This window comes from Croceivirga lutea (assembly GCF_014235875.1).
Classification (GTDB): Bacteria; Bacteroidota; Bacteroidia; order Flavobacteriales; family Flavobacteriaceae; genus Croceivirga; species Croceivirga lutea.
This window is the reverse complement of record NZ_JACJUK010000002.1, coordinates 423,026-438,561: the sequence shown is the minus strand read 5'-3', so window position 1 is coordinate 438,561 and position 15,536 is coordinate 423,026. Positions and strand designations below refer to the sequence as shown.

Genomic DNA, 15,536 nt, shown 5'->3' with positions numbered 1-15,536 from the left:
AACAATATAAAGATTGTATTTTTAAGAAAATCAGGTGTTATGAAGCTTTTTATTCCATTAGTTATTTTGAGTTTTCTATTGCATTCCTGTATATCAAAAGAGCAATCCTTAGCCACAAAAGAATTTACTACTTGGCAAAGTTATTTAGGTGACCCATCGCGCAGCCATTTTACAACTCTTAATGGTTTTACGAAAGAAAATATCAACGATTTAAAAGTAGTTTGGACTTATGAAGCACCCGATGTAGGCCAAATGCAAATGAATCCGATAGTAGTGGATACCTTGCTATATGGCGTAAGTGCCGCCTTACGAGCATTCGCCTTAGATGCACGCACAGGAAAAGAGGTATGGCGTTTTGGTGATTCTTTAAAAGTTTGGCATAGTACAAGCCGAGGAGTCAGTTATTGGGAAGAAGGTGAAGACAAACGCATATTTTATACCATAGGGAGCTATTTATATGCCTTAAATGCTATAACCGGGAAACCTATTCAGAGCTTTGGACAAAATGGCAAAATAGATTTGAGAAGTGGACTGCCAGATAGTGAAAAGGACAAATTTGTAATTAGCAATACCCCAGGAACAATTTTTAAGGATAAAATAATAATGCCACTACGTGTTTCAGAAGATATTGGAGGAGCACTAGGTGATGTTTTGGCATTCAATGTAAAAACAGGAGAAGTAGCATGGGTTTTTAAAACCATACCAGAAAAAGGCTCACCAGGAAACGAAACTTGGGGCAATACCAATGTAAGAGCTAGCGAAACCACAGGAGGAGCAAATAACTGGGCAGGAATGGCTTTAGACTCTGAAAGAGAACTTCTTTTTGTTCCAACGGGTTCTGCGTCGCCAGATTTTTATGGTGGGTTTAGAAAAGGAAGTAATCTTTATGCCAATAGTCTGGTAGCTTTAGACGCCAACACTGGTGAATACCAATGGCATTTTCAATTTACCCATCATGATTTATGGGATAGAGACCCGCCAGCCCCTCCCAATCTTTTAAATGTAAAACAGGAAGGCAAAACAGTACCAGCTGTAGCTCAAGTGACCAAACAGGGCTATGTGTTTTTGTTTCATAGAGAAACAGGAGTGCCGCTTTTTAGCATAAAAGAAAAGCCAGTTCCTGCCACAGTGTTAATGGGTGAAGAAGCTTGGCTCACTCAACCTTTTCCAATTAAACCCAAGCCATTTGCAAGACAAGCTAATGAACTTTCAGAATCAGATATAAGTCCGTTTGCACCAGATAAAGATTCACTTAGAAATGTATTAGTTAATGCAGATAAAAGAATTTATGCTCCACCTGCGCTTTCTCCAGTTTTTTTATTGCCTGGTTATGATGGAGCCGCAGAATGGGGTGGGGCGGGTGTTGACCCCAAAAATGGAATTTTATACGTAAATAGCAATGAAATGGCATGGTTGCTACAAATGAAAAGTGCCGCTAAAAAAGCATTAAAAAAGCTACCACTAGGACAACAAACCTACGACAAATATTGTATGGTTTGTCATAAAGAAGACCGCAGGGGTATTGCCGCAAGTGGATATCCTTCTTTAATAGGAATAAAGAATAATTTTTCTAAGGACCAGCTAGGTGAATTAATTAATAATGGAAAAGGTATGATGCCAGGCTTTCCACAAATTAGTGTTAAAGAGGCAAATGCTTTAGTAGGCTTTCTTTTTGAAGAACAAGATAAATTTGAAATAACCGCAAATACACTCGACAGTACACCACAACTACCTTTTAAACATAAAGGATACACCAAGTTTTTAGATAAAAATGGATTACCGGGTATTTCTCCTCCATGGGGAACGCTACATGCAATTGATTTGAATACCGGTGAGTATCAATGGAGTGTACCATTTGGAGAAACGCCAGAATTGTTAGCAAAAGGAATTTATGGCACGGGTTGCGAAAACTATGGTGGACCAATCATAACCGAAAATGGATTACTCTTTATTGCTGCTACAAAAGATGGTTTTTTTAGAATTTACGACCGGCATACGGGAGATTTATTGAGAGAAATTAAACTCCCCTTTGCATCATTTGCAACACCAGCTATGTACAGTATAAGTGGAAAGCAATATATAACGTTAGCTTGTGGAGGTGAAAAACTAGGAACAGATAAGGGGAATCTTTTGGTAACTTTTGGGTTATGATTTTTTTACCTTTTTACTCGCTAAATACACACCAAGTAAAACCAAAGCTGTACCCAATAGTTTAATTGAGGTTAATGCGTCTTTGCCAGCTAGAATAGCAAAAACAATTCCCACAACAGGTTGTACATAAATAAAAGCCCCGATAGTGCTGGCTTTTAATTGTGTCATGGCAAAAATATTAAACAAATAGGTTGAAAAAGTAGTGCCTAATATAACAAAGGCAATGGCACCGTAGGCCCAAAGCGGCAAGGTGCTCCATTCAATAAGCGCAAACTCACCAAAGGTAATTGGAAAATTAACTACGACTGCTATAGTAAACATCCATTTCATTAAGGTGAACGGATGGTATTTTTCTAGTAATTTTTTAGCAACCACCAAATACGCACCATATGAAATGGCGTTAACAACCAATAAAGTGTTTCCTAACGGGATATTTGGAGCATCTTGCCGTAACTCAGCACCAAATAATATCAAAACTAGTGCGCCAACAAAACCAAGAGAAATACCTATAGTTTTATTTAAGGTTATTTTCTCTTGTAAAATTAAAGCCGAAAGTATGACTACTATAATTGGGCTTATTGTGACCAAAACAGAGCTATTAATGGGGGTAGATAATTGAAGTCCTTTAAAAAAGGCAAGCATATTAATAACCATCCCGAGCACAGCAGCGAGTACAATTCTTGGCCAGTCTTTTTTAGCAATTTTTTCGTTTGGGCCAAAAAAAGAGATAAGCCAAAATAAGATACTAGCACCAGTGACCCTAAGGAAAATAAATCCAAAAGGCTGCACATAATGGGGCATTACCCCTTTGGCAATGGTATGGTTTAACCCATAAATTGTAGTTGCTCCAATTGCGGCCAAAAAGGCAAGAGTTCGTTGACTCATTAATGTAAAGCAGCTTTGGCTCCTTCTACCTGTTTTTTGGCGTTACCAATAAAAATTTGGTCGTCTACAACTACAACAGGTCTTTTTAAAAAGGTGTAGTGTTCTAAAATTAAGTTTTTATAGTCCTCTTCTGTAAGTTCTTGGTTGTTCAACCCGCGCTGACGAAATAACATAGCTCGTCTACTAAACAAAGATTCGTAAGAATCTGTCAAAGCTCGCATTTCTTCTAACTCTTCAGGGGTAACACCTTTAGCTTTTATTTCTCTAATTTCAACACCATCAAGTGGTTCCAATTCTGCTAAAATTTTCTGGCAAGTTTTACAAGTAGCTAAATGATATATTTTTTTCATGATTTAAGAAATAATTGTCCTTACAAATAAAATCAATTAATATGGAACACTTTAATTTAAAGCAAAATCTACAGCGGCTTTTGAATGTATTAATGTAGTGTCAAAAGAAAGGATGGGTATGCTTTCTTCAGCTAATAAGATGGGTAGTTCTGTACAGCCTAAAATAACTCCTTGCGCTCCTTGTTTTTCTAGTCTTTTAATAATTTGAATACACGTGTTTTTTGCTTCTTCAGAGAAAACGCCTTGAACCAGTTCATCAAAAATTAATGCTTGAAGTAATTGGCGTTCAACTTCATTAGGGATAACAATTTCTAGTTGAAATTCGTTCTGTAGAATTTTAGTATAAAAATTTTTCTCCATAGTAAATTTAGTACCCAAAAGGGCCACTTTTGAAATTCCTTTTTTTACAATTTGGGTACCAGTGGCACGTGCAATATGCAAAAATGGTATAGAGATAGCTTTTTCTATAGCAGAACTAACTATGTGTATTGTATTGGTGCCTAAAAGCAAACAGTCAGCACCAGCATCTTGTAATCGTTTTGCTTCTTTAGCCATCAATTGCCCAATGGCTAACCAATCATCTTGCATCATAAGCCGTTCAATTTCATTAAAATTTACAGAGCTCATCAAAATTCTTGCAGAATGAGTACTACCAAATTTTTGTGCAATTAATTCATTTATATATTGGTAATAAAATTTTGAAGATTGCCAGCTCATTCCCCCTAAAAGACCAATGATTTTCATAGCTAAAACAGATTTATACAAAGAAACTTATTTCAATTTTAAAGGCCTATTTTTAACCTAAATGATTATACATGGATTCACTATTTACAATTACGTTTCAAAACAGAAAAATATTGAGCAAATACCTAACGGAACTTAATGACCATCAACTATATACCATTCCAAACGGTTTTAATAATAATATCTGGTGGAATATTGCCCATGTTGTGGTAACGCAGCAATTACTTGTGTATGGTTTAAGTGGTTTACCATTAAATATTGACAAAGAAATAGTTGACAACTATCGTAAGGGTACGTTTCCCAACGGGAAACCTAGTTTAAAAGAGGTAGAAACCATAAAAAAACTACTTTTTGAATTACCTGAAAAAACTGAAAAAGACTATAAAGCCAAAGAGTTTAATAGTTTTAATAGTTATACCACAAGTGCAAATGTTACACTAAATAATGTTGATGATGCTGTGGCCTTTAATGTATTTCATGAAGGTTTGCATCTAGGAAGTATTTTAGCATTGGTAAGAGCTATTAATGGGTAATTCACATGAAAAAGGAGCTGAATTTTAATTCAAAAGCAATTCACGGTGGCCAAGAGCCAGATATAGGTTATGGTGCGGTTATGCCACCAATTTACCAAACATCTACTTTTGCCCAAGACACGCCAGGTAATCATAAAGGGTATGCTTATGCTAGAAGCGCAAACCCAACAAGAACGGCATTGGAGAATTCGGTTGCGAGTCTAGAAAATGGTGCATACGGGTTGGCGTTTGCAAGTGGAATGGCCGCCATCGATGCCATACTCAAATTATGCCAACCCGGTGATGAAATTATAGCGGTTAAAGATATATATGGGGGTAGTTTTCGCTTATTCACCAAAATTTATGAAGGCTATGGTATCAAATTTAGTTTCGTTGAGATGCATTCCATGCATACGCTAGAAGATTTAATTTCCTCAAAAACTAAAATGATATGGGTAGAAACGCCTACAAATCCACTTTTGAATATTGTAGATATAAAAACAGTAAGTAAAGTAGCCAAAAAGCATTCTATTTTAGTGGCCGTAGATAACACTTTTGCCACACCTTATTTGCAGCAGCCATTGAATTTAGGAGCAGATATTGTAATGCATTCCGCTACTAAATATTTAGGAGGTCATAGTGATGTGGTTGTGGGCGCTGTGGTCGTTAACAATAAAATGCTAGCAGACAAATTGTATTTTATACAAAATGCTAGTGGCGCAATCTGCGGACCAATGGATGCGTTTTTAACTCTTAGAGGAATTAAAACTTTACATGTTCGAATGCAGCGTCATGCTGAAAATACTGCAGAAATAGCCAAATATTTAAAGCATCATTCTAAGGTTACTAAGGTATTTTGGCCTGGATTTAAGTCGCATCCCAATCATAAAGTAGCTAAAGCTCAAATGAAAGCATATGGGGGTATGTTGTCTTTTATACCCAAAACAAATACCATTGAAAATGCCACAAATATTTTATCTAAACTCAAGCTATTTACCTTAGCAGAATCTTTGGGCGGGGTAGAAAGTTTAGTAGGTCATCCGGCCACAATGTCTCATGGAAGTATGTCTAAAGAAGAACGTGAATCTCGTGGAATAGTAGATGCCTTAATACGGTTAAGTGTGGGAATTGAACATGTCTCAGATTTAATAGATGATTTAGAACAAGCTTTACGTTAAAGTATTTGCAAAATTTACGCTACAGATTATACAAAAAGCATAATTTTGCCGTTAAATTGAATATTTGATAAAATACCCTCAAAAATAGAGGTCTCACTTAAAAACTTATCAATTTTTTATGGAAGCAAAAATTAAAGCATTCATGGATGAGGTGAAGTCTAGAAACGGACATGAACCAGAATTCATCCAAGCGGTCCAAGAAGTGGCCGAAACAGTTATCCCATACATAGTTACAAAAGATATATATCATGGTAAGAATATTTTATTGCGTATGGTAGAGCCTGAACGTTTAATTTCGTTCAGAGTAGCATGGGTTGATGATGATGGAGAGATTCATGTAAATAGAGGGTATCGTATTCAAATGAACTCTGCAATAGGCCCGTATAAAGGCGGATTGCGTTTTCACCCAACGGTTAATGCCAGCGTATTAAAATTCTTAGCCTTTGAGCAGGTATTTAAAAACAGTCTTACCACATTGCCAATGGGGGGCGGTAAAGGAGGTTCAGATTTTGACCCAAAAGGTAAGTCAGACGATGAAATTATGCGCTTCTGTCACGCATTTATGACAGAATTATGTAGACATATTGGTCCAAACACAGATGTGCCAGCTGGTGATATTGGTGTAGGTGCTAGAGAAATTGGTTTCTTATTTGGTGCATATAAAAAGATAAGAAATGAATTTACTGGAGTATTAACCGGTAAAGGTATTTCATGGGGTGGTTCATTAATTCGCCCAGAGGCTACAGGTTATGGTACTGTTTATTTCGCCGATAGTATGTTACAAACTAAGGGTGAAACTTTTGAAGGTAAAAATGTTGTCATCTCAGGTTCTGGTAATGTAGCGCAATTTGCTGCCGAAAAGGTGATGCACTTAGGCGGTAAAGTTGTAACGCTTTCAGATTCTGGCGGATATATCTATGATAAAGATGGTATAGATGAAGAAAAGTTAGCTTGGGTTATGGATTTAAAGAATAACAAACGTGGAAGAATTTCTGAGTATGTAGAAAAATATCCTTCAGCTGAATACCATAAAGGTAAAACCCCTTGGGAAGTGGCTTGTGATGTGGCACTACCTTGTGCAACCCAGAACGAGTTAGATGGAGAAGATGCCAAAACACTACTTAAAAATGGTTGTATGGCAGTAGCAGAAGGAGCTAACATGCCTTCTACACCAGAAGCTATTCATGCTTTTCATGAAGCTAAAATTTTATTTGCACCTGGTAAAGCGTCAAATGCTGGTGGTGTTGCAACTTCAGGTTTAGAAATGTCTCAAAACTCATTACGCATAAGCTGGACAAGGGAAGAAGTAGATGAGCGTTTAAAAGGTATTATGAATGATATTCATAATTCTTGTATTGAATATGGTAAAGAAGAAAACGGCTATTGCAACTATGTAAAAGGGGCCAACATTGCAGGTTTCGTAAAAGTTGCAGATGCTATGTTAGCGCAAGGCGTTATCTAATAAAATTTCAAATAACTATTAAAACCTGCTTGTCTTAAAGTTGATAAGCAGGTTTTTATATTTGGGGTATGCAAGTAACAACAAAAGCCATTGTATTATCTGCAATTAAATATGGCGATACTAGTTTAATTGTTAAAGCGTTTACTGCTTCTGACGGGATTAAATCGTATTTGCTTAAAGGCGTATTAGCTTCTAAAAAAGGTAAGCTTAAACCTGCACTTTTTCAACCGCTTACCCAACTAGAACTTGTGGCATATCATAAAAATAAGGGCACTTTGGAGCGCATTAAAGAAGCTAAGGTTGTTCATCCCTATAAAACTATACACAGCAATATTATAAAAAATAGCATTGTTTTATTCTTATCAGAAATGCTTAGCAACTCTATTCAAGAAGAGCAAAAAGAGCAAGCATTGTACAATTACCTAGAGTATAGTCTTATTTGGTTAGACGAGAACCATGCAAACCCTAATTATCATATACTTTTTTTAGTAAATCTTACTAAGTTTTTAGGGTTTTATCCAGATGAATCCCAAACAGATGGCAACTATTTTGATTTGCTTGAAGGAAACTTTAGAACCACACCTAATTTAAATCCGTTATTAGAAAATGAAGCAAATACTCTTTTAAAAAGGTTTTTGGGCATAAATTTTGATGCAATTATGCAAATCAAAACAACCAAACAACACAGGCTAGAATTGCTAAATAAGTGGATTTTGTATTACGAATTACACTTACAAGGATTTAGAAAACCAAAGTCTTTAGCAGTTTTAAATGCTGTATTTCAGTAATATGCAGAAATTTTATAGTATACTATTAATTTGTCTTTTTACCAGTTTAAGCTATAGTCAAGAGGTAATAGTCTTAGATGCGGAGTCTGGTTTTCCGGTGTTAAATGGTGTTTTTTACAATGCTGATAAAAGTAAAACTGCAATTACTGATTTTGATGGTAGAGCAAATATTTCAGTTTTTGGGTTAAATGAAAAAATTACCCTTTCGCATTTGAGTTATGAAATAATACAAACCACTCCAAAAAAAATTAAAGCTCGGGGTAATACCATTTATCTTAACAGTAAACCAGAACAACTGAATGAGGTGGTAATGTCTATTTCTAAATGGCAACAGCAACGAAAGAACATTCCACAAAAAATTGAGAATATAGATGCTAAAGAAATCGCATTTACCAATCCGCAAACCGCTGCAGACCTATTGCAAAATAGCGGAAAAGTTTTTGTGCAAAAAAGTCAGTTAGGCGGAGGCAGTCCAATGATAAGAGGCTTTGCCACAAATAGAGTACTGTTGTCTGTAGACGGTGTTCGTATGAATACTGCCATTTTTAGAGGAGGTAATGTTCAAAACGTTATTTCTATAGACCCTTTTACGATTAAAAAAACTGAGGTACTTTTTGGACCTGGTTCTGTAATTTATGGTAGTGATGCCATTGGTGGGGTAATGAATTTTTATACACAACAACCCTATTTTTCATTTACTGATAGCTTGGCCGTTTCAGGTAGTTCGGCTTACCGGTTTTCAACAGCCAATGCTGAAAACACGGTACACCTAGACCTTAATTTAGGTCATCAAACTTGGGCATCTTATACCAGTTTTACCTACAACAATTTTGGAGACTTAACTATGGGTACTCATGGCCCTGAATCCTATTTGCGGCCAACTTTTGTAGAAAGAAAAAATGGGCAAGATGTGGTGGTTGCAAACAGCAATTTTAAAAAGCAAGTACCTTCTGGCTATAGTCAGGTAAACTTTTTGCAAAAATTTAGATACAAGCCCAATACTAATTGGGATTATAATTTAGGTCTGCATTATTCAGAAACTTCAGAATATTCTAGATATGACCGTTTAATTAGGCCATCTTCAGACGGTATGGGACTTCGTTCGGCAGAATGGTTTTACGGTCCTCAAAAATGGTTTATGGCTAATGGGCAAATCACCAAAAAAGGGAAAAATAAATTTTTTGATGGGGTAAAGTTAACAACGGCCTATCAATTTTTTGAAGAGAGTAGACATAACCGTGATTTTAATAACCCCATTCGTAACAGTAATACAGAAACGGTTGATGCCTTATCGTTAAATTTAGATTTTGAAAACAAACGAATTGGAGCATTACAGATGTATTATGGTGCAGAATATATTTTTAATAAAGTAGGTTCTGAAGGTTCGTTTGTAAATATTGAAACTGCCGAGACAGGTGGTATTGCTTCACGGTATCCAAATGATGCTACATGGCAAACCTTTGCAGGGTATTGGAATGGAGAATACACATACAAACCCAATTTCACCGTTTTATCTGGTATTCGATACAGTCAAGTTTGGGTAGATGCACAGTTTGATGAAGAATATTATGCTTTTCCGTTTGAAGAGGCGGATATAATTACAGGCGCATTAACCGGAAGTCTAGGTTTTAGCTGGTTTCCAAAAGAAAATTTTCAAGTTACCTTGAATAGCTCTACAGGATTTAGAGCCCCTAACATTGATGATATTGGAAAGATATTTGATTCAGAACCGGGTGCTGTAGTAGTACCCAATCCAGATTTAGAACCTGAGTACGCATACAATATCGATTTCGGAATTCAGAAAAACTTTAACGATGTATTAATTCTAAAAGGAGCTACGTATTATACCTATTTAGTTGATGCTTTAGTACGTAGAAATTTTAATTTCAATGGAGCTACAGAAATAGAATACCAAGGCGAAATGAGCCAAGTACAAGCTATACAAAATGCAGCTAAAGCTTATGTATATGGATTTGAATTTGGTGTGGATGCCTTTATGAATGAAAATTGGTCTTTTAAAGGAAATCTTACTTTAACCAAGGGTGTTGAAGAAGATGATAACGGCACAGATTCTGCCTCTAGGCATGCTGCGCCAACATTTGCAGATGCGCATTTAATTTACAAAAAGGATAAACTAAAAGCCAGTGTATTTGTGAATTACAATGGTGAAATAGCTGCAAATGACTTGGCCATTTCAGAACAGTCTAAAGATTACATTTATGCGGTTGATGAAAATGGAAACCCATTTTCTCCGTCATGGTACACCTTAAATTTTAGGTCAAATTATGTTGTTACCAATGCACTTACTTTTAATCTTGCGTTAGAAAACATAACAGACCAACGTTATAGAACCTACTCTTCTGGTATTACAGCTCCAGGGATTAATTTAATTTTAGGTTTAGGATATCGATTTTAAATAAAAAAATCCTGCTCAAAAAGTTGAACAGGATTGAAATTGGATGTTTAAATAGTTTCTTAGTGGTCAGTTGCTGTTTTAACTTTGTCAGCTGCTTCATTAACTGTTTTTTTAGCATCTTCTCCAGCTTCATTTACAGCTTTTTTGGCATCCTCACCCATTTCCTTAGCTTTTTCCATTCCAGCTTCACCAGCTGCTTTTAAGCTATCTACAGCTTTTTCACCAGCCTCTTTTAAAGAATCGCCAGCTTCCTTGGCTTCATCCATAGCTTTTTCACCAGCCTCTTTTATATTTTCACCAGCTTCTTTAAGGTTTTCACCTGCTTGGTCCATAGCGTTTTCAGTTGCATCAGCAGCTTCTTCTGCTTTTTTAGCGGCTTCTTTGCAAGAAATAGTGGTTCCTGCAACCATTACAAATGCCATTACGGCAAAAATTACTTTTTTCATTACTTAATAGGTTTTGATAGTTAGACACAAATAGAATTAAAAAGTCACTTACTATTTATGTTAATAGATTATTATTTAGTTAAATATAGCACTTTGAGACTAAGCTTAGTAACGCTTATTTTTTTAGTTTTGCAAACTTTCATGAATAAGAAGAATGGGTAAGAGGTTTAAAGAGTACAAAGGACTTAACCTTCCAAAAGTTGGAGAAGAGATTCTTGCTTTTTGGAAGCAAGAAAATATTTTTGAGAAAAGTGTTTCTTCAAGAGATGGCAAAGATAATTTTGTTTTCTATGAAGGGCCGCCTTCTGCTAATGGTATGCCTGGTATACACCATGTAATGGCACGTACCATTAAAGATATTTTTCCTCGCTATAAGACCATGAAAGGTTTTCAAGTAAAACGTAAAGCAGGTTGGGATACTCATGGTTTACCTATAGAACTTGGAGTTGAAAAAGAATTAGGCATTACCAAAGAAGATATTGGTAAAAAAATCTCTGTCGAAGAATATAATGATGCTTGCCGAAAAGCGGTGATGCGTTATACAGATGTTTGGGTAGATATGACAGAGAAAATAGGGTATTGGGCAGATATTGATGATGCCTACATAACCTATAAGAGCAAATACATGGAGAGTGTTTGGTGGCTTTTAAAACAAATCTATGATAAAGGTTTAATTTATAAGGGTTACACTATTCAACCCTATTCTCCAAAGGCAGGTACAGGTTTAAGTTCGCATGAGCTTAACCAGCCAGGAACATACCAAGATGTTACAGATACTACTGTAACAGCCCAGTTCAAGGCAATTGATGAAACCTTGCCGGCAGCGTTAAAAGAAAAAGGAGAAATTTATTTCATTGCATGGACAACCACCCCTTGGACCTTGCCATCTAATACCGCTTTAACGGTAGGCCCAAAAATAGACTATGTATTGGTTAAGTCTTTTAACCAGTACACTTTTGAGCCAGTAAACGTAATAGTGGCAAAAGCTTTGGTGGGTAAACAATTTTCAGGAAAGTTTTATGAGGCCGAATCTGATGAAGATTTTAACTCCTTTGAAGCAGGTGCAAAGAAAATACCCTTTAAAATTATTACTGAACTTAAAGGCAAAGAACTAGTTGGTACACGTTATGAACAATTATTAGATTACACTTTGCCTTATCAAAACCCAGAAGATGCCTTTAGAGTTATTGCTGGAGATTTTGTAACAACAGAAGACGGTACAGGTATTGTACATACTGCCCCAACTTTTGGTGCTGATGATGCTATGGTGGCAAAACAGGCAAATCCGCCAGTACCACCAATGTTGGTATTAGATGAAAATAACAATCCGGTACCTTTAGTAGACTTACAGGGTAGGTTTCGTCCAGAGTTACAAGAACTTGGTGGTAAGTATGTTAAAAATGAATATTATAATGCTGGTGAAGCTCCAGAAAAATCTGTTGACGTTGAGCTAGCCATTAAATTAAAAACTGAAAACAAAGCGTTCAAAGTTGAAAAATACTTACACAGTTATCCAAATTGTTGGCGTACAGATAAGCCAATTTTATATTATCCGTTAGACTCTTGGTTTATAGAAATCACAAAGGTCAGAGACCGTATGTTCGAATTAAATCAGGGTATTAATTGGAAACCAAAATCTACAGGTGAAGGTAGATTTGGCAATTGGTTAGCTAACGCAAACGACTGGAATTTATCACGTTCACGTTATTGGGGTATACCCTTACCTATTTGGAGAACAGACGACGGTAAAGAAGCCATCATTATTGGTTCAGTAGCGCAATTGAAGGAAGAAATGGCTAAAGCTATTGAAGCCGGATTTATGGATACTGATATTTTTGAAGATTTTGTGGTTGGCGATATGAGCGAAGCTAACTACGATAAAATAGACCTACACAAAAACATTGTTGATCAAATTACATTGGTTTCTAAAAGTGGAAAACCAATGAAACGTGAATCTGATTTAATTGATGTTTGGTTTGATAGTGGTTCTATGCCTTACGCACAATGGCACTACCCTTTTGAAAACAAAGATTTTATTGACAAGGGTACTACATATCCGGCAGATTTTATTGCCGAGGGTGTCGACCAAACACGTGGATGGTTTTATACTTTACATGCTATCGGAACACTAGTTTTTGATTCTGTGGCGTATAAAAATGTAGTGTCAAATGGTTTAGTTCTAGACAAAGAGGGTAAAAAAATGTCTAAACGTCTAGGCAATGCTGTTGACCCCTTTGCAACTATTAAAGAACATGGTGCTGACCCAACACGTTGGTATATGATTTCTAATGCAAACCCTTGGGACAATTTAAAGTTTGATATTGACGGGGTTGCAGAAGTAAAACGCAAGTTTTTTGGTACACTTTATAACACCTATTCTTTTTTTGCACTGTATGCTAATATTGATGGTTTTACCAACAGTGAAGAACAAATAAGCTTAGCAAAAAGACCTGAGTTAGATCAGTGGATACTTTCTGAACTTAATACGTTAATTAATAAAGTTGATTCGGCCTATGCCGACTATGAACCCACCAAAGCTGCGAGGGCAATTTCTGATTTTGTTCAAGAAAATCTAAGTAACTGGTATGTTAGATTAAGTAGAAGACGGTTTTGGAAAGGTGACTATCAAGAAGATAAAATATCTGCATACCAAACATTGTATCACTGTTTAGAAGTAACCGCAAAATTAATGGCTCCTATAGCACCTTTTTTTGCTGATCAGCTGTATAAAGATTTAAACGCAGTTACCCAGAAAGAAAGTCATGAAAGTGTGCATTTAGCAAACTTTCCAGAGTTTAATGATCAAGCGGTAAATCAAACTTTAGAAGAAAAAATGCAAACTGCGCAAAAGGTTTCTTCTTTAGTATTGTCAATTAGACAAAAAGAAAAGATTAAAGTCAGACAGCCATTAAAACGAGTAATGATTCCGGTGTTGAATGCCCATCAAAAAGAAACTTTGGAATCAGTTTCTGAATTAATAAAATCAGAAGTTAACGTAAAAGGTATTGAGTTGATGGACGACGCTTCTGATATTTTAGTTAAGCAGATTAAGCCGAATTTTAAGGTATTGGGTCCAAAATTTGGTAAAGAAATGAAGCAGATTGCTGGGGTAGTATCAAAGTTTAGTCAAGAGGATATCGCAAAAATTGAACAGGAGGGCGAAATTTCAGTTAACCTAAATACTAAAACAATTAAATTACAGTTAACGGATGTAGAAATAACCTCTCAGGATATTGAGGGATGGCTGGTTGCCAACTCTGGACCCCTTACAGTAGCTTTAGACGTTACTATTGATGAAGAGCTTAAGAAAGAAGGTGTAGCAAGAGAATTGGTTAACCGCATTCAAAATTTAAGAAAAGAATCTGGTTTAGAGGTTACAGACCAAATAGAACTAAAGGTCCAAAAAGATGGCTATGTCGAAGAAGCCATTGCAAGCAACGAGCATTATTTAAAAAGCGAAACGCTTACAGCAAATTTAATGTTAGTTGATAATTTGGATGAAGGCATTGTCGTAGACTTCGACAACGTGAACACAAAATTGTTGATTAAAAAGCATTGAAAATGGCAGACGATTTAAAAATTAGATACTCAGATGCAGATTTGGCAGAATTCAAATCAATCATCGAAGAAAAAATAGAAAAAGCTAAAAGTCATTTAGACCTTTTAAAAAGTTCATATATGAATGACGGTAATAATGGTACAGATGACACTTCGCCTACCTTTAAAGCTTTTGAAGAGGGTTCTGAAACTATGAGTAAAGAGGCAAATACGCAGTTAGCTATTCGTCAAGAAAAGTTTATCAGAGACCTTAAAAACGCACTTCTAAGAATTGAGAACAAGACCTATGGTATTTGCCGTGTAACAGGTAAATTAATCAATAAAGAGCGTTTAAAATTAGTACCACACGCTACATTAAGTATTGAGGCAAAGAATATGCAAAAGTAGACCTATGCGGTTTACTATACCCATTATTTTCTTTTGGCTATGTTGTTGTTTCACCAGTGCACAAAAGAAAATGGTGAAATCCATATTTAATCCAGAGATACAAGAAGTAAGTTTTGATTTAACAGGTTGTTATAGCATTTCAATTATAACTCAAAAAACCAATCATATAGAAATTGAAGCTGAAGTTGGTGGCACAGACAAAGAAGATGTTGTGGTAACTATTGAAGAAGATGGTAATAATCTTCTTGTAAGTACAGTATTTCAACCCAATTATTTAGAAAGAGACACCAAGTTTGGTGCGCTTACATTTGTTTCTATTGAGTTAAAGGTGGTTGTACCAGAAAACGCTAGAGTTAAAATGTTTGGTGCTTCAACGAATATTAATGCCATAGGAGACTTTAGATTGTTTTCAGCCAGTTTAGCGTCAGGTTCTTGTGTGTTGTTAGGTACAGCAGAAAGAGCTCAGATAAAAACACAAAAAGGCAATGTGCTTTTAAAAACAAATGAAGGTTCTATTATGGCTAATAGTGTTTATGGAAAAGTTACAGCAGCTAAAATTCCAGAAGGTATTTTTACCTATGAGCTATCAACAGTAGAAGGAAATATCGAAATCCAACGAACCAAATTATAATGGCTATTTTTGCCGCATCTATTTAGAA

General features: G+C 35.9%; 13 protein-coding genes. 9 read left to right on the top strand and 4 right to left on the bottom strand.

The genetic code is table 11. From position 1 onward, the window contains the following. Positions 1 to 39 precede the first annotated feature (39 nt). On the top strand, positions 40 to 2,151 hold the full coding sequence (locus tag H5V42_RS05455) for an outer membrane protein assembly factor BamB family protein (protein WP_185782118.1): 2,112 nt from the start codon (positions 40 to 42) through the stop codon (positions 2,149 to 2,151). On the opposite strand, the gene H5V42_RS05450 is transcribed toward H5V42_RS05455, so the two are convergent. Genes H5V42_RS05450 through H5V42_RS05440 form a run of 3 tightly spaced genes read right to left on the bottom strand, consistent with a single transcriptional unit; the run spans position 2,146 to position 4,130 of the window. After that, positions 2,146 to 3,036 carry a DMT family transporter gene (locus H5V42_RS05450; RefSeq protein ID WP_185782117.1) on the bottom strand — a complete coding sequence of 297 codons (891 nt, stop codon included), beginning with the start codon at positions 3,034 to 3,036 and terminating at the stop codon, positions 2,146 to 2,148. The two genes, H5V42_RS05455 and H5V42_RS05450, sit on opposite strands and share 6 nt — an antisense overlap. Then, complete coding sequence (locus tag H5V42_RS05445) at positions 3,036 to 3,386, bottom strand: arsenate reductase family protein (protein ID WP_185782116.1); 351 nt, start codon at positions 3,384 to 3,386, stop codon at positions 3,036 to 3,038. The genes H5V42_RS05450 and H5V42_RS05445 overlap by 1 nt, the downstream gene beginning before the upstream one ends. Positions 3,387 to 3,437: 51 nt before the next feature. Continuing rightward, a complete protein-coding gene (locus H5V42_RS05440) occupies positions 3,438 to 4,130 on the bottom strand; it encodes an aspartate/glutamate racemase family protein (RefSeq protein WP_185782115.1) in 693 nt (230 codons plus the stop codon). A 71-nt stretch (positions 4,131 to 4,201) separates the two neighbouring features. On the opposite strand from H5V42_RS05440, the gene H5V42_RS05435 reads away from it, so the two are divergent. The 5 genes from H5V42_RS05435 (at position 4,202) to H5V42_RS05415 (ending at position 10,486) form a co-directional block, all read left to right on the top strand. Beyond that, positions 4,202 to 4,663 carry a DinB family protein gene (locus H5V42_RS05435; protein WP_185782114.1) on the top strand — a complete coding sequence of 154 codons (462 nt, stop codon included), beginning with the start codon at positions 4,202 to 4,204 and terminating at the stop codon, positions 4,661 to 4,663. Positions 4,664 to 4,668: 5 nt separating this feature from the next. Then, positions 4,669 to 5,820: a cystathionine gamma-synthase gene (locus tag H5V42_RS05430; RefSeq protein WP_185782113.1), complete on the top strand. Its 1,152-nt coding sequence runs from the start codon at positions 4,669 to 4,671 to the stop codon at positions 5,818 to 5,820. A gap of 118 nt (positions 5,821 to 5,938) precedes the next feature. Then, entirely contained in the window at positions 5,939 to 7,282 is a 1,344-nt protein-coding gene (gene gdhA / locus H5V42_RS05425) for an NADP-specific glutamate dehydrogenase (protein ID WP_185782112.1), read from the top strand. Between the two features lie 68 nt (positions 7,283 to 7,350). Next, a complete protein-coding gene (recO, locus tag H5V42_RS05420) occupies positions 7,351 to 8,070 on the top strand; it encodes a DNA repair protein RecO (protein WP_185782111.1) in 720 nt (239 codons plus the stop codon). A 1-nt stretch (position 8,071) separates the two neighbouring features. Next, complete coding sequence (locus H5V42_RS05415) at positions 8,072 to 10,486, top strand: TonB-dependent receptor (RefSeq protein ID WP_185782110.1); 2,415 nt, start codon at positions 8,072 to 8,074, stop codon at positions 10,484 to 10,486. 59 nt (positions 10,487 to 10,545) lie between these two features. Here H5V42_RS05415 and H5V42_RS05410 read toward each other — a convergent pair whose 3' ends face one another. After that, on the bottom strand, positions 10,546 to 10,932 hold the full coding sequence (locus tag H5V42_RS05410) for a hypothetical protein (protein WP_185782109.1): 387 nt from the start codon (positions 10,930 to 10,932) through the stop codon (positions 10,546 to 10,548). A 154-nt stretch (positions 10,933 to 11,086) separates the two neighbouring features. Between H5V42_RS05410 and ileS the strand changes: the two genes are divergently transcribed. The 3 genes from ileS to H5V42_RS05395 all read left to right on the top strand — a co-directional run bounded on the left by ileS (position 11,087) and on the right by H5V42_RS05395 (position 15,508). After that, complete coding sequence (gene ileS, locus H5V42_RS05405; RefSeq protein ID WP_185782108.1) at positions 11,087 to 14,491, top strand: isoleucine--tRNA ligase; 3,405 nt, start codon at positions 11,087 to 11,089, stop codon at positions 14,489 to 14,491. Between the two features lie 2 nt (positions 14,492 to 14,493). Beyond that, entirely contained in the window at positions 14,494 to 14,877 is a 384-nt protein-coding gene (locus H5V42_RS05400) for a TraR/DksA family transcriptional regulator (RefSeq protein ID WP_185782107.1), read from the top strand. Between the two features lie 70 nt (positions 14,878 to 14,947). Further along, a complete protein-coding gene (locus H5V42_RS05395) occupies positions 14,948 to 15,508 on the top strand; it encodes a hypothetical protein (protein ID WP_185782106.1) in 561 nt (186 codons plus the stop codon). The last annotated feature ends 28 nt before the right edge of the window (positions 15,509 to 15,536 follow it).

Bases quoted from the DNA above. Each gene is read 5' to 3' on its own strand.
- H5V42_RS05455 (WP_185782118.1), top strand. From the start codon at position 40: ATGAAGCTTTTTATTCCATTAGTTATTTTGAGTTTTCTATTGCATTCC.
- H5V42_RS05450 (WP_185782117.1), bottom strand. From the start codon at position 3,036: ATGAGTCAACGAACTCTTGCCTTTTTGGCCGCAATTGGAGCAACTACA.
- H5V42_RS05445 (WP_185782116.1), bottom strand. From the start codon at position 3,386: ATGAAAAAAATATATCATTTAGCTACTTGTAAAACTTGCCAGAAAATT.
- H5V42_RS05440 (WP_185782115.1), bottom strand. From the start codon at position 4,130: ATGAAAATCATTGGTCTTTTAGGGGGAATGAGCTGGCAATCTTCAAAA.
- H5V42_RS05435 (WP_185782114.1), top strand. From the start codon at position 4,202: ATGGATTCACTATTTACAATTACGTTTCAAAACAGAAAAATATTGAGC.
- H5V42_RS05430 (WP_185782113.1), top strand. From the start codon at position 4,669: ATGAAAAAGGAGCTGAATTTTAATTCAAAAGCAATTCACGGTGGCCAA.
- gdhA (WP_185782112.1), top strand. From the start codon at position 5,939: ATGGAAGCAAAAATTAAAGCATTCATGGATGAGGTGAAGTCTAGAAAC.
- recO (WP_185782111.1), top strand. From the start codon at position 7,351: ATGCAAGTAACAACAAAAGCCATTGTATTATCTGCAATTAAATATGGC.
- H5V42_RS05415 (WP_185782110.1), top strand. From the start codon at position 8,072: ATGCAGAAATTTTATAGTATACTATTAATTTGTCTTTTTACCAGTTTA.
- H5V42_RS05410 (WP_185782109.1), bottom strand. From the start codon at position 10,932: ATGAAAAAAGTAATTTTTGCCGTAATGGCATTTGTAATGGTTGCAGGA.
- ileS (WP_185782108.1), top strand. From the start codon at position 11,087: ATGGGTAAGAGGTTTAAAGAGTACAAAGGACTTAACCTTCCAAAAGTT.
- H5V42_RS05400 (WP_185782107.1), top strand. From the start codon at position 14,494: ATGGCAGACGATTTAAAAATTAGATACTCAGATGCAGATTTGGCAGAA.
- H5V42_RS05395 (WP_185782106.1), top strand. From the start codon at position 14,948: ATGGTGAAATCCATATTTAATCCAGAGATACAAGAAGTAAGTTTTGAT.